Origin of the sequence: Nocardioides sp. YIM 152588 (genome assembly GCF_040191335.1) — a bacterium.
GTDB lineage: Bacteria > Actinomycetota > Actinomycetes > Propionibacteriales > Nocardioidaceae > Nocardioides.
Genome location: NZ_JBEGDJ010000011.1, coordinates 62,991 through 84,052, shown reverse-complemented (window position 1 = coordinate 84,052; position 21,062 = coordinate 62,991). Strand labels below are relative to the sequence as shown.

The 21,062-nt window shown below is 67.1% G+C and carries 16 protein-coding genes; 11 read left to right on the top strand and 5 right to left on the bottom strand.

Annotated features, from left to right (window positions below; genetic code table 11):
- The first annotated feature begins 130 nt into the window (after positions 1-130).
- From ABLM29_RS08135 to ABLM29_RS08100, 10 genes are all read left to right on the top strand, one after another.
- On the top strand, positions 131-982 hold the full coding sequence (locus ABLM29_RS08135; RefSeq protein WP_349713582.1) for a hypothetical protein: 852 nt from the start codon (positions 131-133) through the stop codon (positions 980-982).
- A gap of 39 nt (positions 983-1,021) precedes the next feature.
- A complete protein-coding gene (locus ABLM29_RS08130; protein ID WP_349713580.1) occupies positions 1,022-2,152 on the top strand; it encodes a glycosyltransferase family 4 protein in 1,131 nt (376 codons plus the stop codon).
- Positions 2,149-3,348 (top strand): glycosyltransferase, encoded by a 1,200-nt coding sequence (locus tag ABLM29_RS08125; protein WP_349713579.1) that lies wholly within the window; start codon positions 2,149-2,151, stop codon positions 3,346-3,348. The genes ABLM29_RS08130 and ABLM29_RS08125 overlap by 4 nt, the downstream gene beginning before the upstream one ends.
- A gap of 64 nt (positions 3,349-3,412) precedes the next feature.
- Positions 3,413-4,618, top strand: a complete 1,206-nt coding sequence (locus ABLM29_RS08120) for a hypothetical protein (RefSeq protein WP_349713578.1) — start codon at positions 3,413-3,415, stop codon at positions 4,616-4,618.
- A 362-nt stretch (positions 4,619-4,980) separates the two neighbouring features.
- Positions 4,981-5,382, top strand: coding sequence for a hypothetical protein (locus ABLM29_RS08115; protein ID WP_349713577.1), 402 nt, complete (start codon positions 4,981-4,983; stop codon positions 5,380-5,382).
- Positions 5,383-5,521: 139 nt separating this feature from the next.
- A complete protein-coding gene (locus ABLM29_RS08110) occupies positions 5,522-7,279 on the top strand; it encodes a DUF4012 domain-containing protein (protein WP_349713576.1) in 1,758 nt (585 codons plus the stop codon).
- Between the two features lie 26 nt (positions 7,280-7,305).
- Positions 7,306-8,706 (top strand): tyrosine-protein kinase domain-containing protein, encoded by a 1,401-nt coding sequence (locus ABLM29_RS08105; RefSeq protein ID WP_349713575.1) that lies wholly within the window; start codon positions 7,306-7,308, stop codon positions 8,704-8,706.
- Complete coding sequence (locus ABLM29_RS22315; RefSeq protein WP_502889191.1) at positions 8,703-9,809, top strand: glycosyltransferase; 1,107 nt, start codon at positions 8,703-8,705, stop codon at positions 9,807-9,809. Before ABLM29_RS08105 ends, ABLM29_RS22315 begins: the two co-directional genes overlap by 4 nt.
- An 85-nt stretch (positions 9,810-9,894) precedes the next feature.
- Positions 9,895-10,851 (top strand): glycosyltransferase family 4 protein, encoded by a 957-nt coding sequence (locus ABLM29_RS22310; RefSeq protein ID WP_502889195.1) that lies wholly within the window; start codon positions 9,895-9,897, stop codon positions 10,849-10,851.
- 207 nt (positions 10,852-11,058) lie between these two features.
- Positions 11,059-12,327, top strand: coding sequence for a hypothetical protein (locus ABLM29_RS08100; protein ID WP_349713573.1), 1,269 nt, complete (start codon positions 11,059-11,061; stop codon positions 12,325-12,327).
- A gap of 935 nt (positions 12,328-13,262) precedes the next feature.
- Here ABLM29_RS08100 and ABLM29_RS08095 read toward each other — a convergent pair.
- The 5 genes from ABLM29_RS08095 to manA all read right to left on the bottom strand — a co-directional run bounded on the left by ABLM29_RS08095 (position 13,263) and on the right by manA (position 19,565).
- Positions 13,263-14,069, bottom strand: coding sequence for a hypothetical protein (locus ABLM29_RS08095; protein WP_349713572.1), 807 nt, complete (start codon positions 14,067-14,069; stop codon positions 13,263-13,265).
- Between the two features lie 503 nt (positions 14,070-14,572).
- Positions 14,573-15,484, bottom strand: coding sequence for a sulfotransferase (locus tag ABLM29_RS08090; RefSeq protein WP_349713610.1), 912 nt, complete (start codon positions 15,482-15,484; stop codon positions 14,573-14,575).
- A gap of 575 nt (positions 15,485-16,059) precedes the next feature.
- Positions 16,060-17,346: a sulfate adenylyltransferase subunit 1 gene (locus ABLM29_RS08085; protein WP_349713571.1), complete on the bottom strand. Its 1,287-nt coding sequence runs from the start codon at positions 17,344-17,346 to the stop codon at positions 16,060-16,062.
- Complete coding sequence (cysD, locus tag ABLM29_RS08080; protein ID WP_349713570.1) at positions 17,346-18,260, bottom strand: sulfate adenylyltransferase subunit CysD; 915 nt, start codon at positions 18,258-18,260, stop codon at positions 17,346-17,348. The genes ABLM29_RS08085 and cysD overlap by 1 nt, the downstream gene beginning before the upstream one ends.
- 123 nt (positions 18,261-18,383) lie before the next feature.
- On the bottom strand, positions 18,384-19,565 hold the full coding sequence (gene manA / locus ABLM29_RS08075) for a mannose-6-phosphate isomerase, class I (protein ID WP_349713569.1): 1,182 nt from the start codon (positions 19,563-19,565) through the stop codon (positions 18,384-18,386).
- A gap of 183 nt (positions 19,566-19,748) precedes the next feature.
- On the opposite strand from manA, the gene ABLM29_RS08070 reads away from it, so the two are divergent.
- Positions 19,749-21,062 carry a UDP-glucose dehydrogenase family protein gene (locus tag ABLM29_RS08070; protein WP_349713568.1) on the top strand — a complete coding sequence of 438 codons (1,314 nt, stop codon included), beginning with the start codon at positions 19,749-19,751 and terminating at the stop codon, positions 21,060-21,062.

The window sequence follows — 21,062 nt, the reverse complement described above, 5'->3', positions numbered from 1 at the left end:
CGTCCGACGGCGACGCTGGCTGGTGCCGGCGGTCGTCCTCGCCTGCGTCACCGGCGTCCTCCTCGTGACCTGCCCGGGGACGGCCACCCCGCCTCCGGCGGAGAGGGCGGCCGCGGCCAGGGCGAGCGGCATGACGAGGGGCATCCCGAACCAGCTCTTCTCGGAGAGGAGCCCGTGGCGGCAGAAGGACGCGAGGGCCGCCGACGTCGCCCGGGGCAGCGCCGCCCAGGTCGCCGCGGTCGTCCCCGCCGACGCCGTCTACGCGAACCTCTACGAGTTCGCGATCCCGCTGTACGCCGCCGGCGACGCCCCGACGTACTCGGTCGGCTGCCGCGTCTACACCTGGGGCCCCTGCCCGTTCAGCGGCGTCCGGATCCCGATCCCCGACAAGGCCCGGCCGCACACCGGCTCCGACGGCGCCCTGGTCGTGGTCGACCGCGCCGCCGGGAGGAGCTACGAGTTCTGGCAGGCGGCGAAGTGGGGCAGCACCTGGACGGCCTCGTGGGGCGCGATCAACTCGATCACCGGCCGCGGCTGGGGCGGCGCCGCCACCGGCTCGGGCGCCTCCCGCCTCGGGGGCGTCGTCCGCACCCACGAGGTGGCCTCCGGCCGGATCAGGCACGCGCTGGCGTTCCAGTCCAGCAACGTGTGCCGGGGCGTCTTCGTCAGGCCCGCGCTGAAGACCGACGGCGACTCGACCCGCTCCGACTGCCTCCCGATGGGCAGCCGGCTCCGGCTCGCTCCCGGCGTGAGGCTCAAGGCGCTCGACCTCACGCCCGGCGAGCGGGCGGTCGCCAAGGCGCTCAAGCGGTACGGCGGCTTCGTCATGGACAAGGGCGGCGCCGGCCTCAGCATCAGCTTCGAGCTCGAACGCGACTCAACGTCCGGGAATCTCGGTACCGTCTACCGCGCGGCCGGTTTCACCGGTGACTACGACTCCCTCCGGAACGTCCCGTGGAGTCGGCTCCAAGTTCTTGAGTAGCCAGTCCTCGACCAGCCAGTCCTGAAGCAGCCACCGGGGGTGCCCGTGCGTGTCCTGACGCTGATCGACGCCTTCCGCATGGGCGGCGCCGAGACCCTCCTGGCGCCGCTGGCCGTCGCCGCCCGCGACGCCGGCCTCGAGCTGGACATCGTCGCGGTGGGCCCGGCGTCGCACAACGCGGCGAAGACCGTCGAGATCCTCAGGGACAGCGGCATCGAGCCGCGCAACCTCGGCGTGAAGCGCCTCCTCGATCCGACCGCGGTCCCGCGGCTGGTGGCCGAGATCCGGCGCTCGCGGTGCGACGTGGTGCACGCCCACCTCGAGATGGCGATGACGCTGGCGGTGCCGGCGGCGGCGATCGCGCGGCGGCCGGCGGTCTGCACCTTCCACCACGTCCAGCGGCCGCTGGAGGGGCGCGCCGCGCAGCGCGAGCGGCTGGCCGTCGCGGCGGCCACCCGCAGCCGTGGGGCGGTGTTCGTCTCCCAGGCCTCCCTCGACTCCTTCCACCGCGCCTACCGACCCACAGCGACACCGCCGAACTGGTCGGTGGTGCACAACGGCATCGACCTCACGCTCTACCGCCCCGGCCCCGCGGACCCGGAGGTCCGCGCCGCGCTCGGCGGGGGAGCGGAGCACGTCGTGGTGGTCCCGGCCGCCTTCCGCGACTTCAAGGGGATCCCCGTCGCGCTCTCCGCCTGGCCCGCGGTGCGCGCCCGCTTCCCCGACGCGGTCCTCGCGCTGGTCGGCGGCGGCGAGCTCGAGGACGACCTGCGCAAGCGGGTCGCCGACCTCGGCCTGCACGACGCCGTCCGCTTCGCCGGGGTGCGCTCGGACATGCCGGACGTGTACCGGGCGGCTGACGTCGTACTGCTCCCGTCGACGCACGGCGAGAACCTCCCGACCGTGGTGATGGAGGCCGGCGCCTCGGGGAAGCCCGTGGTGGCCTCGGCGATCGGCGGGATCCCCGACATGGTCGTCCCCGGGGAGACCGGCCTCCTCGTGCCGCCGCACGACCCCGCCGCGATCGCCGACGCGGTCGCCGGCCTGCTCGCCGATTCCCCGAGATCCCAGGCGCTCGGCGCGGCCGCGGCCACCCACGTCGACGCCCACTTCTCCGCCCGCGCCTGGGTGGGGAACCTCCGCGCCCTCTACTACGACGCGGTCCGATGAGGATCGAGTACCTCACCTCGCGCTTCCCCCGCACGTCGGAGACGTTCATCGTCCGCGAGCTCGACGCGCTCGCCGGGCTGCCCGGGGTCGAGGTCGGCGTCCGGTCGCTCTTCCCGTCGCCGGACACGACGGTGCACGACGTCGCCCGGCCGTGGGTGCCGCGGCTGGTCCGGCCCTCGCGCGCCGACGCGGCCCGCGGCCTGGCCTGGGCGCTCGCCACCCGCCCGCTGCGGCTCCTCGCGGCCCTGGCCATCGTGGTGCGCGCCCATACCGGCAGCCCGGCGCTGCTCCCGCGCGCGCTCATCGCGTTCGCGCTCGCCACCAGCCACGCGCGTCAGCTCGCCGGCACGGGCGCGCACGTGCACGCCCACTACGCGACCTACCCGGCGCTGGCGGCGTGGGTCTGCGGGCGGCTGGCGGGCACGACGTACTCCTTCACGGCGCACGCGCACGACCTGTACGTCGACGCCTCGATGCTGCACCGCAAGGTCGCCGACGCGGAGTTCGTGGTGACCATCTCGGAGTTCAACCGCGCGCTGCTCGACGACCTGGGGACCGGCACCGAGGTCGACCTCGTGCACTGCGGGGTGGACACGGCGGCGTACCCGTTCGTGCCGCGGAGCATCCCGGCGTCGGGTCCGGTGCGCGGGCTCTGCGTCGCGTCGCTGCAGGAGTACAAGGGCCACGCCACCCTGCTGCGCGCGCTGGCCGTGGTCGACCGGCTGCACCTGGACCTGATCGGCGACGGCGTCCTGCGGACCGACCTGGAGAAGCTCGCCGCCGAGCTCGGGGTGGCCGACCGGGTGCGGTTCCTGGGGCCGCGCAGCGAGGCGGAGGTGCGCGAGGCGCTGGCCGCGGCGGACCTCTTCGTGCTGCCCAGCGTGGTGGCGCGGGACGGGCAGATGGAGGGGCTGCCGGTCGCGCTGATGGAGGCGCTCGCCTCCGGCGTACCGACCGTGTCGACGCGGCTGTCGGGCATCCCGGAGATCGTGGTCGACGGGGAGACCGGTCTGCTCGCGGAGCCCGCCGACCCCGCCAGCCTGGCCGCAGCCCTCACCCGCATCCTCGAGGACGCCCCGGAGGTCGTCCGGGCGCGGGTCGAGGCGGGGCGCGCGCTGGTGTGCCGCGACTTCGAGCTGCGCACCGAGGTGGGGCGCCTGGCGGGCCTGTTCCACAGACATCTGGACCGGTCCTGACGACTCGGTGAACCTGCTGCGGTTTCGCCTCGGCGGCGCCGACGCCGTCCCTACAGTGTCGGCCGTGTCAGTCACGCCCCTGCGCACCCGCGACAAGTACTGGTCCCGACTGCAGTCGGCCTTCGCCGGCGGCCCGGTCCCGGGCCTCACCGCCGACCGGGTGCGCGACCACCTGCGCCACCTGGCCGAGGTCGATCCCGGGCACCGCTACTTCCGGCGCTTCGACCCCGACGGGCTGCGGTGGGACGAGGCCACCTCGACCGAGGAGCTCCACCGGCGCATCGACGAGATCGTCGTGGAGTCGCCCTCGCTCGCCCTCGACGCGCTCGACGGCGCGACCGAGCGGATCGTCAACCAGCCGATCGGCACCGTGCCGTTCCGCGTCGAGGTGGGCAACGAGATCGTCGTCTACCACAACATCCACGCCCTGGGGGATGCCCACAACTTCGTCCAGAGCCGCTGGCTGATCGACCCCGAGGCGCCGGAGGTGAAGGCGGACCGCCACGACGACGGCCGGCTGACCCGCCGCGCGATGGCGCACGCGCTGCGCGAGCCCGGGACGCTGTGGCAGGCGAAGAAGGCGTACGACGCCGACCGGGCCCGCTTCGCCGAGGCGCTCGCCGCCGGCCCGTCCACCGCCCTGCACGCCGACGGCGCCTCCCGGATCCGCAGCGTCTCGGTGATGAGCGACACCGGGAACGTCGCCGAGCTCAACCGGTGGCGCAAGACCCAGGAGTCGCGGCCGGGCCGCACGGCGATCCGCGCGTCGGTGATCCAGAACGAGATGCTCCAGCGCGGCCTCGTCCACCCCACCGCCGGCCCCACCGTCCTCGTCGACCTCCGCCGCTACCTCCCCGGCCAGGGCGCCGGCCTCGGCAACTTCGTCGGCAGCATCTGGATCCCCGAGGCCGCCCCGACCCCGCAGGACATCGCCGCGAAGCTGAAGGCCGACCTCAAGCTCGGCGTACCGCTGGTCGCGGAGGCGAAGGGCCTGCGGGCCTTCCAGAAGGGCTGGTACTCGATGGGCGACTTCAGCTCCCCGACCCCCGCCCCCCGCACGATGACCTTCGTCGACAGCCTCCCCTGGAACCGCCCCACCGACTTCACCGACATCTCCTGCGTCGCCGCCCCCGGCGGCCCCAGCGCCATCACCGTCTGCGTCGGCGAGACCAACGGCGCCACCTACCTCACCGCCGCCTTCCTCGACGACGCCTTCGACGCCGCCGAGGTCAAGGCCGCCCTCCACGCCTCCCTCCTCGTCCCCGCCTAACCGCGCTTCGGTGGTTGAGGTGCGCGCCCAACCGGTGGTTGAGGTGCGAGCGAAGCGAGCCTCGAAACCACCCAACGCGAGCCAGGCCGGTGGTTGAGGTGCGAGCGAAGCGAGCAAGGCCGGTGGTTGAGGTGCGAGGCGCCCCAGCGCCGAGCCTCGAAACCACCCCACCCAGACGCCCCAGGTTCACCCCACACCCACCCCCCGAAACACCCCGGAAACCCGCAATCCCGGCTTTCTCCTCCAGGTTGATGAAACGGCTCAATTTCGCCGGACCCAGGACAAGTGGCCCTGTCATCCTCCTGATTCGTCTCGACCGCGGGCTGCGTTGCGCCCGCGGCCATCGATCTGGGGGCTCCACCATGAAGAAGTTGATCGTCTATCTGCTTGCGGTCGCGCTGGCGACCGTCGGGCTCGTGACCACTGCGGCGACGCCGGCGCAGGCCGGCTGCTCGGGCTACCAGAGCTGCCCGAAGCCCATCGTCGTCGCTGCCGCACCGAAGTGGGCCAAGAAGAACAAGACCGTCCCCGTCGCCGTGAAGGTCAAGATCCCGGGCAACATCAAGCCCGAGCCGGGCACCACGGTTCTCGTGAAGTGCTGGAAGGGCAAGTCGAAGGTCACCGACACCGACGGCCTCAACAAGGCCGGCAAGGCGCACGTCGACCTGTCCTTCGCGAAGTCGGGCAAGTGGAAGTGCATCGCGAAGTACAACGTCAAGGGCCTCAAGACGGCTCGGGACCGCTTCGCCGTCAACGTGAAGTGACGCAGGACTGATCCGCCGACGGCGCGCCCGCGGGGCGGTGCGCCCCGGCCCCAGGGACACACCCGGGGACCGAGGGCGCGCCCGGGCGCGGCTGTCGGCACGCCCAGCAGGGCACGACCAACGGGGGTAGAGGATGCGGGTGCGCTCGCTGTGGATCGGCGGTGCCGTCGCGGCAACGCTGGTGCTCGGCGTCGCGGTGTGGTGCGCGTGGCAGGCCTGGCAGGTCGCGCGCAGCCTCGAGGAGGCGGTCGACCACGCCTCGGCGCTGCGCTCGGCGCTGACGGCCGAGGACGCGGACGCCGCGGAGGCGACGGCCGCGGCCGAGGTCGAGCTGGCGGCGCTGCGCGAGGCGTCGGCGGACGCGGCCGACCGCACGGACACGGCGACCTGGGGCATGCTGACGCGGCTGCCCTGGCTGGGCGACGACGCCCACGGCGTGCGGACCACGAGCCGCGTCATCGACGACCTGGCCACCGACGGCCTGGCCCCGCTGCTGGAGGTCTCCGACCGGGTGGACCAGCTGCTGCCGCACGGCGGCGCGGTCGACCTGGACGCGCTGCGCGACCTGTCCGGCCCGGTCAGCGACGCCCAGCAGGCCTTCGACGACGCCGACCGCACCCTCCAGGCGGAGGACGCCTCGGGCTTCACCACCCGCCTGGCCGACCGGTTCCACGACTTCCGCGGGCAGGTCGCGCAGGCCGACAAGGCGATGACCGCGGCCAGCACGACCCTCGACATCCTGCCGGGCATGCTCGGCGCGGACGAGCCGCGCACGATCCTGATGGTCTTCCAGAACAACGCCGAGATCCGCGCGACCGGCGGCCTGCCGGGCGCGGTGACGGCGCTGCACGCCGACGACGGCGTCCTGACGATCGGCCGCCAGGTCTCCGGCGGCTCCTTCGGCGAGACGGCCGCGCCGGTCCTCCCGCTGACCAAGCCGGAGCGCGACCAGTTCGGCAACCTGCTCGGCACCTACTTCGTCAACGCCAACCTGACGCCGGACGTGCCGCGGGCCGCGGACCTGATGCGGGCGCGCTGGGAGCTGGCCTATCCGGGGGAGTCGGTCGACGGCGTGCTCCTGGTCGACACGGTGTCGCTCGGCTACGTGCTGGACGAGACGGGACCGATCACGGTCGACGGCATCGAGCTGCGCGGCGACACGGTGGTCGAGGAGCTGCTGCACACCACGTACCTGCGTCTGGACGACCCGCGGGCCCAGGACCAGTTCTTCGCCGACGTCGCCGCCGAGGCCTTCGAGCGTTTCACCTCGGGCGCAGGCGGTGGCGCCGGCCTGGTCGGCGCGCTGGCCCAGTCCGTGGACGAGCACCGCGTCTTCGCCCACTCCTTCCACACCGAGGAGCAGGAGCACCTGTCCGGCTCCCCGGTCGCCGGCGAGCTGATCACCGATCCGGAGGTGAAGGAGCCGCAGATCACGGTGACGATGAACGACACGACGGCGGCGAAGCTGTCGTACTTCCTCCGCTACGAGGTCGACGCCAACGCCACCTACTGCACCGACGGCGTCCAGGGCTTCGCGGCGAAGGCCCGCCTCTGGTCGACGGCCCCGACGGACGCCGCCGACCTGCCGGCCTACGTCGCCGGCCGCGGTGTCACGACCGAGCCGGGCAGCCAGATCGTGACGGTCCGGGTGCTCGCCCCGGCCGGCGGCCGGGCCCAGGCGTTCACCCTGAACGCCAAGCCGCTCACCCCGCTCCGCACGGTGCAGGACGGGCGTCCGGTGGCCGAGTTCTACATCGAACTCGCCCCGGGCCAGAAGGTCGACCTCGCGTGGACGATGCGGGGCGGCGCCGGCCAGACCGGCGACTCCGCCTACACCGTCACACCGTCGATCGCAGAACAGGACCACTCGGGGTCGATCGAAAGCGCCTGCCGATGAGCGCGCGCCGAGAGGGGGCATGACCCATGGAACTCCGCGACTACCTACAGATCCTGCGCAAACGCTGGCCGAGCATCCTGCTGATCACCCTGCTGGTGACCGGCATCGCCGCCGGCGTCACCGCGCTGCAGACCCCGATGTACGCCTCGACGGCGCGGCTCTTCATCTCGACCTCGGAGGCCGACGACGCGGCGCTCTACAGCGGTGGCCAGTTCTCCGCGCAACGGGTGAAGTCGTACGCGGACCTAGTCACGAGCCGCGAACTCGCCGATCGGGTTGCCAAGGACCAAAAGCTAGGCGGCAATACGGCGGCGCTGACGGACCAGGTCTCGTCATCGGTCGTACTTGACACGGTGAACCTGACACTCACGGTCACGGACACCGACCCGGCCGAGGCTCAGCGGATCGCCCAGTCGTACGCCGAGCAGTTGACCGATCTTGTCCGCGAGCTCGAGACGCCGCCGGGGGAGAAGATCGCCCCGATCAAAGCCACCATCGTCGACGATGCCTCGTTTGGTGACGTCCCGGTCGCCCCGAACTGGGTTCGAAACATCGGCCTCGGCATCACGTTCGGAGGTCTCCTCGGATTGGCTAGCGCAGTACTGCGCCACGCCCTCGACACGCGGGTTCGCACAGCGGCGGACCTCAACGAGATCACCGGCGCCCCGATCCTCGGATCGATCGGCTTCGACCCGTCGGTCCCCAAGGCCCCGCTGATCACGGACACCTCCACCCACTCGCCCAGAGCGGAGGCGTTTCGCGTGCTGCGCACAAACCTCCAGTTCGTCGACGTGGACGCCAAACAGAAGGTCTTCGTAGTTACGTCGTCCATTCCTGAGGAGGGCAAGACGAGCACGGCTGTCAATCTTGCCGTGAGCCTCGCGCAGGGCGGCACCAAGACCCTGCTGATCGAGGGCGATCTGCGTAGGCCGCGTGCGGTCACGCGCCTAGGCCTGGACGACGCTGTTGGCGTCACGAGTCTGCTACTCGGAAGGGCTTTGTTCGCCGACGCGATCCAGACCCACACGCGAAGTGGGCTGCATGTCCTTGCATCGGGTCCCGTCCCCCCGAACCCGGCTGAGCTTCTCCAAACGAATGCGATGCGCGAGTTGATTGATGTTGCGCGGCAGTCGTACGAGATAGTCCTCATCGATACGCCGCCGCTACTCCCTGTTACGGACGCCGCGTTGCTGGCTGCGGAGGCGGACGGTGCGATTGTCGTGGTGAGTCACGGCAGGCCATCGCGCGACCAAGTCGCGCAATCTGTGGAGCGTTTGACACAGGTTGATGCGTCGCTCGTCGGCGTCGTCTTCAACAAGGTGCCAGCGACCTTGGAATCCAAGGGGTACGGGTATGGATACGGCTACGCACCAGAGCGCGCGCCCAGGCGTCTCAATTCCTCGGCACCTAGCCAGGCGCAGCCGTGAAGATCCTTCACGTTAGCCAGCCGACCGAGGCGGGTGTCGCAAAGGTTCTCGTCGGCATGGTGCGTGATCAGGTGGAGATGGGCTGGGACGTCCATGTTGCATGCCCCAGGGGAGGCGAACTTGCGGACGCCGTCGTCGAGGCGGGCGCAAACCACCATCGATGGGACGCCAGGCGGTCGCCCAGGCCGAGCACGTTACGCGAGACACGCGACATAGCCCAGATTGTGAGGCGGACGCGACCCGAGGTGGTGCATCTTCACTCCGCGAAGGCGGGGCTAGCGGGCCGACTCGCAATTCGCGGTCGCCGTCTGACTGTGTATCAGCCGCACGCCTGGTCGTTCCACGCGGCGGCTCCCGTTCTGCGTCCCGCCGTAGTGACTTGGGAGCGCCTAGGAAGCCGGTGGTCGACCGCTACGGTCGCGGTCTCTGCCGACGAAGCTGCGCAGGGGCGGGCGGTGGGCATCACTGGGTCGATAGTAGTAATCCCGAATGGCATCCACATACCCACGAGGGAGTTTCGCACACCCAGCGAGGCCCGCCAATCGCTCGGGTTGAAGGACGCACCAACTGTTATCTGCGTCGGCCGCCTGTGTCTACAGAAGGGCCAGGACAGACTCGTTGGAGTCTGGCGAGACGTGCTAGCAGAGATTCCGTCCGCGCAACTCCTATTGGTTGGCGATGGGCCGAATCACCTCGAACTTCTACGCCTCGCGGACCGAGTGTCCGGCATCAATATCGTCGGCGCCAAAAGGGACGTATGGCCGTGGCTGGAGGCGGCCGACCTCGTGGCACTTCCGTCCCGTTGGGAGGCCGGCCTCAGTCTCGCCGCGATGGAAGCCATGGCTGCAGGAAGAAGTCTGGTCGTTACCCGCGTTGAGGGATCGGGAAGTATTCCGCCAGGGGCTGGAGAAATCGTTCCTCAAGACGCGCCGGAACAGTTATCCGCGGCGATAGTTGCGCGGTTGTCCGACCCAATGAGGTGTGAATTTGAGGGCGGACAGGCTTGGCGCGAAGCACGCGTGCGCTACGACCTGCGCCGCGTGAAGTCGGCCACCACAAGAATGTACGAAGACCTCCATTCAGATCCCACAGTCAGCCGTTAGGAATCTAGTGATTGCCATCAATGGATACTTTCGAAGTCAGCCGGTCACGGGGCAGCAGAGGTATGCAACCGAGATAGCCAATCGAATGCTGGAAACCGAAGAGGATGTATTCGAGATTCGGTCCAGCAAATTTGCGAGGTCGCGAACGGCGGAGTGGATCGATCTTCAGGTTCGTCTTCCCGTCCAGGGGAGGGGGAAGGTCGTGTTGTCCCTGACATCGCGATCTCCGGTGTTGGCAAGCGAGCACATCGTTACTATTCACGATCTCTTTCCCCTTACTAATCCCGAATGGTTCAGTCCGCTATATGTCTCGCTGCATCAACGACTGCTCAGATTCCACTTGCGGAACGCACGTGCAATCGCGGTCGTTAGTGATCCGGTGCTCGAGGAGGTGCAAACATTGGCTGCACCCGGAATACCCGTCAAGGTCGTACCCAATGCTCCAACCAAGTTGCACGATGGCGAGCTGAGAGAGCCCTCATTCAACATTCCGGCTCGATACTTTCTGACAGTGGGCAACCTTGAGCCCCGGAAGAATCTGCGGCGCCTAATCAGTGCGCACCAGGCGCTACCTATCCGGATCCAGTCGGAATTTCCCCTGCTTGTAGTCGGCGCCGAGGCCGCCGCATTCAAGGCCGATACAGATCTTCGAAGCATCGCTGGGGAAAATGTTCGATTTCTTGGTCGAGTCCCTGATCCTGAACTTGCGTATCTGTACATGCGCGCGACGGCCTTCGTTAGTGTGAGTCTCGCAGAAGGATTCGGTATCCCAGTCGTTGAAGCTGCTGGCGTGACCAATGGCGCTCTCATCTTGAGCGATATACCGAGTTACAGGTGGCTCGCGGCGGGTAATGAGTCGACTGCGATCTTCGTTGACCAATTATCTGTCGACTCAATCCTGAATGGCTTGGAATCGGCCGTCTGCGCAACTCCGAACACTGAAGCCATTCGCGATATCTCGAGACGATTCACGTGGGATCGATCAGCGAGGACCATGACTGATCTTGCTCGATCGCTAGCCGGGGGACAACAGTACGTCTAGAAGACCGATCGGAAACCTTCTGTCGGTCTGACGGAGCGCGCTTGCCTGCCGCAAGTACACGCGGCCAAGGGATATTGCGCGGCAAGCGTACAGATCCAAGTTGGACAAGGAGTGGTCGTGAGCGTTCGCAGAGATCGTGAAGTTGCGCAGTCGGGGTCGCCCACGCGCGCGCTCCTGAGGGTCGACGGGTCTTGGTTGGTGCATCCCATGTCGCTGCTCTTTATCGGACTCATACTTGCAGTCGCGCCAGCGTTGGTGTCGACTCCTGAGCAGCATGAATCGTGGGGCGTGCAATGGCATTTCGGGAGTGCCGACCTTGCGATCTCGCTGCTCGGTGCGGCGTGCATAGCCCTCGGAATCGGGATATCAAACGCTGATTCTGGGGGGCGGCCGGTGGCGGTCGAGCTTTCTGTCGATGTGGATCGCCTGGTGCGGGCATCCAATTTCCTGTTTGGGCTAGTGTTAGTGGGATATGCCACGTGGCTTGTGTCGGCGGTCACGCACGGATTGACACCCGATATCGCATACTCTGCACTGATGGGGGAGTCGGGTGCTTCCTATCGTGCCCGCGCAGTATTGGTTACCGTTCCAGGCCTGAGTACGTTGACCGAAATGGCGCCCAGCCTTGCCGTATGCCTTGTCATCCTTTGGAGATGCGGGCGCCGAAGGGCGGTGATGGTTAGCGCGGTCTTGACGCTGTCAATACTTCGGGCATTCCTGAATAGTGAACGCCTCAGTCTGATAACCGTCGTGGTTCCCGTGGTCGCGGTCGCCCTGCTGGTAAATGTATCGCGCGGAGGTTCCGAGTCCTTTGTTAGGGGCGGAAATCGGTGGGCAAAGGCCGTCTACCTACTGGCGCCGATGTTGATGCTGCTCCTGTTCGCGATCACAGAGCGTGGCCGGAGTTGGAGCAGCCATTATGCGAGTAGAACCGAAGGTGGTTTGATGTGGTTCGCCTACGACCGAATTCTTGGATACTATGCCACCGCAGCGAATAATGGCGCGATTTTGCGCGACTCGGGCTCGTTGGGCGGTTGGCCGCTCTCGACCCAGTTCCTAAGCGATGCCCCTGGTTTCGGACATCTATTTAGCATCTATACGCCTGCCGAATATCACGCGTGGTGGGTTGCTTTGCTATCTACAACCGGGAATCCGGAGTTCAACAATCCGAGCGGGATCGTTCCCATCTTTGTCGAGCTCGGCCCGATGGCGGTTATCCTGTGGGCTCTTTGGGGAGTCCTGGCTGGTGGGCTTTATAGATCTTGTCGGCGTGCCAGTGTTGCCGGAATCGTCGGATACTGCAGTCTCTGTGTCGGGCTCGTTGAACTTGGAAGGATCCCATACTTCACAAGTGGGCGGTTCGTCGTCAATGTGCTCGCGATCGTGATTGTTTATCTCGTATATCGTGGCAGAGCAGCGAATCGGCGCGGGTTGGAGCCAGGCGGATCGCACTACCTCGCGATGCGGGCGCAGTGACCTTCAGAGCACGGCTAGCTCGCGTGGCGTCGCAAGCTCAGCTCCATTTTCCGATTCGCGGAATGGCGATGACCCGCTCACCCATGAATGTCCCGACCATGCGCCCAAGGGCTGCCGAGACCGACAACGCAAGCGTGGTCCTATTGCCCTCTAGTGTCTTCCTGCGGACGAGTGTGAGTAGTGGTCCAGGAAAGGTCGCAGCAGCGCGAAGTGCTCCGAAGTGGCGCCGCGCGACCGCGCCGTACCCAACCGAGTAGTAGAACTCTTTCCGGAGTGCTTTGCCCGTGTGGACGACCGTGTGCTGCGCGATGCCTTGGACATGGAGCCGTGCTGTCACTGTCCGGTAGCCCCGGTCCTCCAGGCGGCAGAGAAGGTCGGTTCCTTCGCCTGATTGCGCCCATCCGTAAGAGCCTGTCCCAATCCGTTCGTCAAAGGATCCAGTTTGCCGTAGTGCAATGCGGTTCCAGATGATCGCTGGCTCCAGTGCCAACCAAAGGGACCATCCGGACAGTTGGCCCAAGTGAGAGACGCGACGCCGCGGGTGTTCGCCGACCACGTAGTCCAGCGCGACTGCGCCTGTAGTACGAGTGTTGACATCCGTCAGACAATGGCGCAGTTGGTTGAAGAATCCGCGTGGAGGTCGACTAGTGTCGTTCGGGGTCCAGCACCAATCGATGTCTGGAGGTAAGGCCCCTAGGGCGAGATTCCTCGCGCGACTGGCTCCGCTGCAAGGGTCGTAAACCGCCCTGACGTCGTGGAGGTCCCCGCTCTCGGCGCGGATGGCCGATATCTGTGCTTCCAGTTCATTAAAGTCAGCTCGTGTTCCCTGGAATGCAATGACCGTCGCTGTCCGGGTTCCGTGCTCATCGAGTATGGTGCCGACCAACTCGACGGCCTCGCGGCGCCGACGCGTCGCGATGGCGATGCCAATTCGTCTATCGGCCTGCAAAGAAGACCTCCGCAAGTTCCTTCCGAAGCCTGTATGCGCCCAAAGTGGCAATTGCCGCGCAAGCAACTGCCGAAGCGACTAGCGGGCCGATCATGCCAAGTTCCATGGTCAGTATGACGGACGCCAGTGCATTTGCGATAGATAGTGGCACGCTGATTTGGCGCCAGACTCGCAAACCATCTGTTGTTGATGTGATGGCTGCCAGGCAACGGCGGATAGAATCGAGCAGCGCCCAAGCTCCGGCTGTGGCTGCGAGACTGATCGATATCGAGATCTGGTTTCCAGTAAGAATGTGCGCGGCCGTGCCGCACACAGCGACAAATGCAATGATCCCCACCAATTGCAGCGCCAGCACTGCCGCGACGGTCCTTCGTGTGGACTTTCCACTGGTGGTGCACTGGTGCGCCCTTGCCTCGCCGGCGACTCGAAGCAAGACGGGCAACGATCCGATTGTAATGGTCGACGCGATTGCGGCCAATCTGGTGACTAGTCCGTAAGTTCCTGCAGCGACCGAACCTACGATTGCGGTTATGATCACTAGGTCGAATCCGATTGCCAATTGGGATGCACATGAAATCCACATATTGTCGCGTGAGATGGATCGCACACTTGGGTCGGCGCTGATCGGATTCGATCCCGGTCGAATTGATCCAATCGAGCGGAGTGCCCAGAAGGTTGCTGGAATTGCCGGAATTCCGAGCGACGCTACCCAGATCATGCAGAACACTGCTGTAGGTGCGTCCATGATTGCTGCGACCGCAGTAAGTGTTACTGTGCCGGTGACGCCGGCCATGATCGATATATTCTGGATGCCGAATCTGCCTCGCGTCGTTGCTACGCCTAGAAGCGCAGCGCCGGGGATTCCGAAGAGCGCGATCGCGCAACAGGTTGCCAAGGTGGGAACTAGGGCCCATGTAGGTATCGTCCCCGTCGGGTCCACGAGGCTCGAAAGCGGGAGGACGAACACGGCTAGCATCGCAACGATCAGCAATCCTGTCGCCGCGCGCAGCGTGTTTCTAGCTGCAGCCCAGGTCGTTTGAGTCTCGGTGTGCGACGTCGCGTCGGTGCGATATGCGATGGCCGCACCGCTCGTCTGTCTCGCCGCTGCGCTTGCGGTGTATATCCATCCGCTGAGACTGCTGATCGTTGAGACCACGCCGTATCCGGCGGCGCCCAACGCCGACACGGTCAACGGGATCCTGACAAGTGAACCGGCCGCGCCCAAGACCGTTGACAGCACGGAGGATGCCAAGCCATCGCTGAGGTGGCGCCGAGATGTGGCGAATCTTCGACCGGTTAGTCCTTGTAGTCCCACAGGGCCGCCTCGGTTCGGGTCTGGCTTCGGACAATCGCGAACTCGGCTCGCTCGAGGAGTGTTGTTCGGCGTTTCTCGGTGGCCCCCACGACGGTCCGCCACACTGCTGGATCGAGCCTGAGTCCGAGGCTTTGTCCGAGGGCGTCTGGGAAGTCTGGATCGCCGGCGATGTCCTCGTGCCGAAAGATGTGGAACCTCGGGTCGTCTCGGTAGGTGCGGAAGGCCCTGGCGACTCGAATCCAATTTCGGCTGTACCCGCGTGGCCCCTTGATCCACTCTAGCTTTGCGAACTGCCCAGGCTTGGTGGCGACGCCAGAAATGACGAACTTCCGGAACGACCTATAGGCGCTTATTGGATTCCTTACGATGCAGACGAAGTGCGCGTCCGGGAATGTCTCGGCAAGCAACCGGAGTTGCTCCGGCGTCGTTACGACTTCTTTGATGCCCCAGGATGTGAAAGATGTTTCCTGTAGAGGCGTCCAGTAGACGGTCTCCAGCATTTCTTTGATTCCTGCCATGATCGTCGACGCCGCGGGGTTGGTTGTAGCGATCCAAGCCGTTGACATGTGGGGGCCGATCTGAGACGGCGCAATGGTGCGGTCAGGCTGACCGTCGACAACGCCTACCTCGGCTGCGATTCTCTGGAGTCGCGGAAGCAGGCGCGCGGTTGGGAATGGCTCGCCCCAGACGAAGACCTCGCCGCTCGACACAATCAGGCGCTGTACCGCAGTAGACCCCGACCGCCATCCCGCGGAAATGACGAATACCGGCGGACGCGTTGGTCGCTTCGTCTGATGCGCGTCAGTGGGCAGCGGTGGATAGTTGGTGGCCCGGGCGAGCCGGTATCGGACAAGCCTGGACTTGGCGATGCGCCCGATTCTGCTCGCCGACAACGGGCGGGTGCTGACGGTGGCCGTACGCCGTGAGGCGTCGGTGGAGTTCAAGGCGCTGTCCCCTAAAGAGTCCGATGCGGATTGTTGGTGGGTGGTACTCGCGGTGGCAATCTTGGCTCTCCTTGGTTCGCTTGTCTGGTCATCAGGGATCCTTTGCCAAGGCAGCGGGACTCGGGCATCGGGCGTAGGCGATTCGTTGCCTTGAGTGTCGTGATGGTCACTTCGCCCAGTGCCGAAACTTGTGGCGTCGTAGGTTTCGCGACGTCAACGGCGCATGTAGGTCGCTTGAGGCGCCGTCGCCAAGAGCCGTCGATCGTCTCTAGGCTCCGTGCCGCTGGCTAATATGACCAAGCGGCTTTGGACGTTAGCTTCGTGGCATGGGCGTCCGGCGCTGAATCGCTGTGCGGCTACCGATAAGTGGGCATGCTCGGTGTACACGTCCACGCCAACGATGTGTGAGGCTGAAGTCGGATGGCTTGGCCGTGTGACGTGTTTGGTCGCATGGGTCCCATGTCGGCGAATAGCAAAGCGGCGCCCTCCCAAGTGGGAGGGCGCCGCTTGCGCCTGAGCGAGAGTCAGCCGTTGATCATGCCGGCACCGACGGTCACGCCGGTGGCCTCGTCGATCAGGATGAACGAGCCGGTGGTGCGGTTCTTCGAGTACGGGTCGCACAGCAGCGGCACGGTGGTGCGCAGCTGGACGCGGCCGATCTCGTTGAGGCCGAGCTCCTTGGTGTCCTGGTCGCGGTGCAGGGTGTTGACGTCCATGCGGTACTGGATGTCCTTCACCAGGGCGCGGCCGGTGCGGGTGGTGTGCTTGATGGCCAGCTTCTGCCGCGGCTTGAGCGGGGTGTTGGTCATCCAGCAGACCATCGCGTCGATGTCCTGCGAGGGCTCCGGGGCGTTCTTCACGCGGGCGATCATGTCGCCGCGGGAGACGTCGACGTCGTCCTCGAGGCGGACGGTGACCGACATCGGCGGGAACGCCTCGTCGATCTCCTGGTCGAAGAGGTCGATGCCCTGGATCTTGCTGGTCATGCCGGAGGGCAGCACGATGACCTCGTCGCCGGGCTTGAGGACGCCGCCGGCGACCTGGCCCGCGTAGCCGCGGTAGTCGTGGTGCTCGTCGGACTTCGGGCGCACGACGTACTGCACCGGGAAGCGGACGTCGACCAGGTCGCGGTCGGAGGCCACGTGGACGTGCTCGAGGTGGTGCATGAGGGTCGGGCCGGAGTACCACGGCATCGCCTCGGACCGGTCCACGACGTTGTCGCCCTTGAGCGCGGAGATCGGGATCACCGCGAGGTCGGGGATGTTCAGCTTTGTGGCGAACTGGGTGAACTCGGCGTGGATCTGCTCGTAGATCTCCTCCGAGTAGTCCACGAGGTCCATCTTGTTCACGCACAGCACCAGGTGCGGCACGCGCAGCAGCGACAGCAGCACCGCGTGGCGGCGCGACTGCTCGGTCAGGCCGTGACGCGCGTCGACCAGCACCAGGCCCAGGTCGGCGGTGGAGGCGCCGGTGACCATGTTCCGGGTGTACTGCACGTGGCCCGGGGTGTCGGCGATGATGAACTTGCGGCTCGGGGTCGCGAAGTAGCGGTAGGCGACATCGATGGTGATGCCCTGCTCCCGCTCCGAGCGCAGGCCGTCGGTGAGCAGGCTCAGGTCGACGTAGTCGTGGCCCTTGGCGCTCGACGTGGCCTCGACGGCCTCGAGCTGGTCGGCGAAGATCGACTTGCTGTCGTACAGCAGGCGGCCGATCAGCGTGGACTTGCCGTCGTCGACGGAACCGGCGGTCGCGAAGCGAAGGAGGTCCATCGGCTTCTTCTCGCCCGTCATCTCAGCAGTGGGGGTGCTCATCAGAAGTAGCCTTCCTTCTTGCGGTCCTCCATGGCGGCCTCGGAGAACCGGTCGTCACCGCGGGTCGCGCCGCGCTCGGTGAGCCGGGCGGCCGCGACCTCCTCGATGATCTCGGGGATGTTCGAGGCGGTGGACTCGACGCAGCCGGTCAGGGTGATGTCGCCGCAGGTGCGGAAACGGACGGTGCGCTCCTCCACGACCTCGCCCTCGCGGGTCGGGTTGAGCGGGGTCTCGCTCATCAGCATCCCGTCGCGCTCGAAGACGCGGCGCTGGTGGCTGAAGTAGATGTTGGGGATCTCGATGCCCTCGCGGCCGATGTAGTCCCAGATGTCCAGCTCGGTCCAGTTGGAGATCGGGAAGATCCGCATGTGCTCGCCCTCGTGCAGGCGGCCGTTGTAGAGGCTCCACAGCTCGGGGCGCTGGTTCTTCGGGTCCCACTGGCCGAAGTCGTCGCGGTGGGAGTAGACGCGCTCCTTGGCGCGGGCCTTCTCCTCGTCCCGGCGACCGCCACCGAAGGCGGCGGTGAAGCCGTTCTCCTCGATCGCGTTGAGCAGGGTGCCGATCTGCAGCCGGTTGCGGCTGGTCTTGCCGTCGTCGACGACGACGCCGTTGGCGATCGCCTCGTCGATGCTGGCCACCACGAGCTTCACGCCCAGGCGGTTGACCCAGTTGTCCCGGGTGCTGAGCACCTCGGGGAAGTCCAGGCCGGTGTCGACCTGCAGCACCGGGAAGGGGATCTTCGCGGGGAAGAAGGCCTTCTCGGCGAGGCGCAGCATCACGATGGAGTCCTTGCCGCCCGAGAACATCAGGACGGGCTTCTCGAACTCGGCGGCGACCTCACGGAAGATGTGGATCGACTCCGCCTCCAGCTGATCCAGCTGGCTCATTCGATAGTCGGCATGCGTTTGCGTCATGGGTGGACAGGCGTCCTCTCGGATCGGTACAAGCAGCGGCCATCGTAGCCGCCAGTCGCTTGCGCAGAGTAAACAGCACCTGCGGTGGGCACCCCCAGCCGACGCAGGCCTCTGGACCCAGGTTTACACCAGATCGGTCAACTTGCCCGCGTGCGCGTCCTCCGGTTGGTACGCCTGCGCTACCTCTCCGGTCCCGACCACCCGCAGGATGCCGTCCGAGTCGTCGGCGTACGCCGCGTCGCCGCGCTCCAGCCACAGCGACTCCCCGCTGCCGTTCACCACCGCGACGTCGCCCGCCGTGCAGACCAGGATCCGCTGGCCGGTGGCGGGCAGTACGACGCCGGTCGGCTCCGCCTGGGAGGTCTGGGTCACCGACAGGGCGAAGTCGCCCAGGCCCGGCCGGTAGACGTCGGTGGAGAAGCCGAACAGCTCCGGGGTCACCCGGGCCACCCGCGACATCCCCTCCTCCAGGCAGTGCACCATGTCGGTCGGCGCGATGTGCTTGCTGGTCAGCCCCGCGCGCATCACGTTGTCGGAGGAGACCATCACCTCCAGGCACATGCCCGACAGGTGCGCGTGGATGATCCCCGCGTCGAGGAACGCCGCCTCGCCGGGCTGCAGGGTCAGCCGGTTGAGCAGGAGCGAGATGATCACGCCGACGTCGCCCGGGTGGTGCTTCTCGACCTCGACCGCGGTCTGGTACGCCCGCTTCACGTCCAGGCCGCGCTCCAGCGCGGAGGCGCAGGCGGCCACCACGTCGGCCACCTCGTGGGCCCCGGGCGGGTCCATCAGCCGGCGCTCGACCAGCTTGACGATGCCCTTGAAGCCCGGCTTGCTGCGCAGCTCCGCGGCCATCTTGCGGGTGATCGGGGTGTCGAGGCCGGCCAGCACCCGCAGGATCTCCGCCGTCGGGCGGAAGCCGACCAGGGTGTCGAACTGGGAGAGGGCGTAGACCATCTCGGGCTTCGGGTACGGGTCCTTGAACACCCGGTCGCGCGAGTTCAGCGGGATCCCGGCGGCCTCCTCGTCGGCGTACCCGGCCTCCGCGCGGGGCGCGTTCGGGTGCACCTGGATGGAGAGCGGCCGGTCGGCGGCCAGGATCTTGAGCATGAAGCCCAGCTCGCCGGCGACGTCGGTCAGCGGCTGCTCGCCCTCGTCGGTCCGCACGCACGCAGTACCCAGCGGGTGGGTCCCCATCCACACCTCGGCCACCGGGTGGCCGTCGGCCTCGTGGCGCCGGAACCGGGGGATCCCGTCCGTGGAGCCCCAGTCGTATCCCTGGGTCGGACAGTTGAGGGCGTACAAGCGGAACTCCTTTGCGCCATCGGAAGCGGACACGAACGGCGCGCCCAGACTATGCCGCACGCCACAGGGCAGTCTGGCGAATGGGTACCTACTAGTGGGTGCGCAAGAGGGGTCATTCACCGTACATAGGGGATTCACCTCACTCCGGGTGTCGCGTTTCGAACGCGACCTAGCGTCCGGGACATGCGGATCTCCGTCTTCGGCTGCGGCTATCTCGGCGCCGTCCATGCCGCATGCATGGCCCACCTCGGTCACGAGGTCGTGGGCATCGACGTGCTGCCCGAGCAGGTGCAGCGCCTTCGCCAGGGCCAGGCGCCTTTCTACGAACCGGGACTCGACGAACTGCTGGCCCAGGGGCGGGCCTCCGGGCTCCTGGAGTTCGCGACGGCCCCGGAGGCCGCGGCCACGGCGACCGTGCACTTCGTGTGCGTGGGGACGCCCCAGCGCAAGAACGAGCTCGGGGCGGACCTCAGCTACGTCCGTGCCGCCGTCGACTCCCTGCTGCCGCACCTGAAGCCGGGCGACGTGGTGGTCGGGAAGTCGACGGTGCCGATCGGCACGGCCGAGCAGCTGGCCGAGGTGATCCGCGGGGCGGTTCCCGGGGCCGAGCTGCTGTGGAACCCCGAGTTCCTGCGGGAGGGCTTCGCCGTCGAGGACACCCTGCGCCCCGACCGATTCGTCTACGGGATCGCGGACACCGATCAAGGGCGGGCGGCGGCCGCCGTGCTCGACGCGGTGTACGCGACCGCGCTCGATGCCGGCACGCCCAAGATCGAGACCGACATGGCCACCGCCCAGCTGGTCAAGGTCGCCGCCAACTCCTTCCTCGCCACCAAGATCTCCTTCATCAACGCCATGGCCGAGCTCTGCGAGGCCACCGAGGCGGACGTGAAGAGCCTCGCCGACGCCATCGGCCACGACGACCGCATCGGCCGCCGCTTCCTCAACGCCGGCCTCGGCTTCGGCGGCGGCTGCCTCCCGAAGGACATCCGCGCCTTCATGGCCCGGGCCGGCGAGCTGGGCGTCGACCAGGCGCTCTCCTTCCTCCGCGAGGTCGACTCCATCAACATGCGCCGCCGGATCCGGATGGTCGACCTCGCCCGCGAGGTCTGCGGCGGCTCCATCGTCGGCCGCCGGATCGCGGTGCTCGGCGCGGCGTTCAAGCCGGACAGCGACGACGTCCGGGACTCGCCGGCGCTGAACGTGTCGGCGCAGATGCAACTCCAGGGCGCCTACGTGACCGTCACCGACCCCAAGGCGATCGACAACGCGGCCAAGCGGTGGCCCGACCTCGTCTTCGTGACCGCCGTCGAGGACGCCGTCGCCGGGGCCGAGGTGGTGCTGGTGGCGACCGAGTGGCCCGAGTACGTCGGCCTCGATCCCGTCGCGCTGCGCGGGATGGTGAAGACGCCCATCGTGATCGACGGCCGCAACTGCCTCGACCCTGTGACCTGGCGGGCCGCGGGGTGGACCTATCGCGCGCTGGGGCGACGCTAG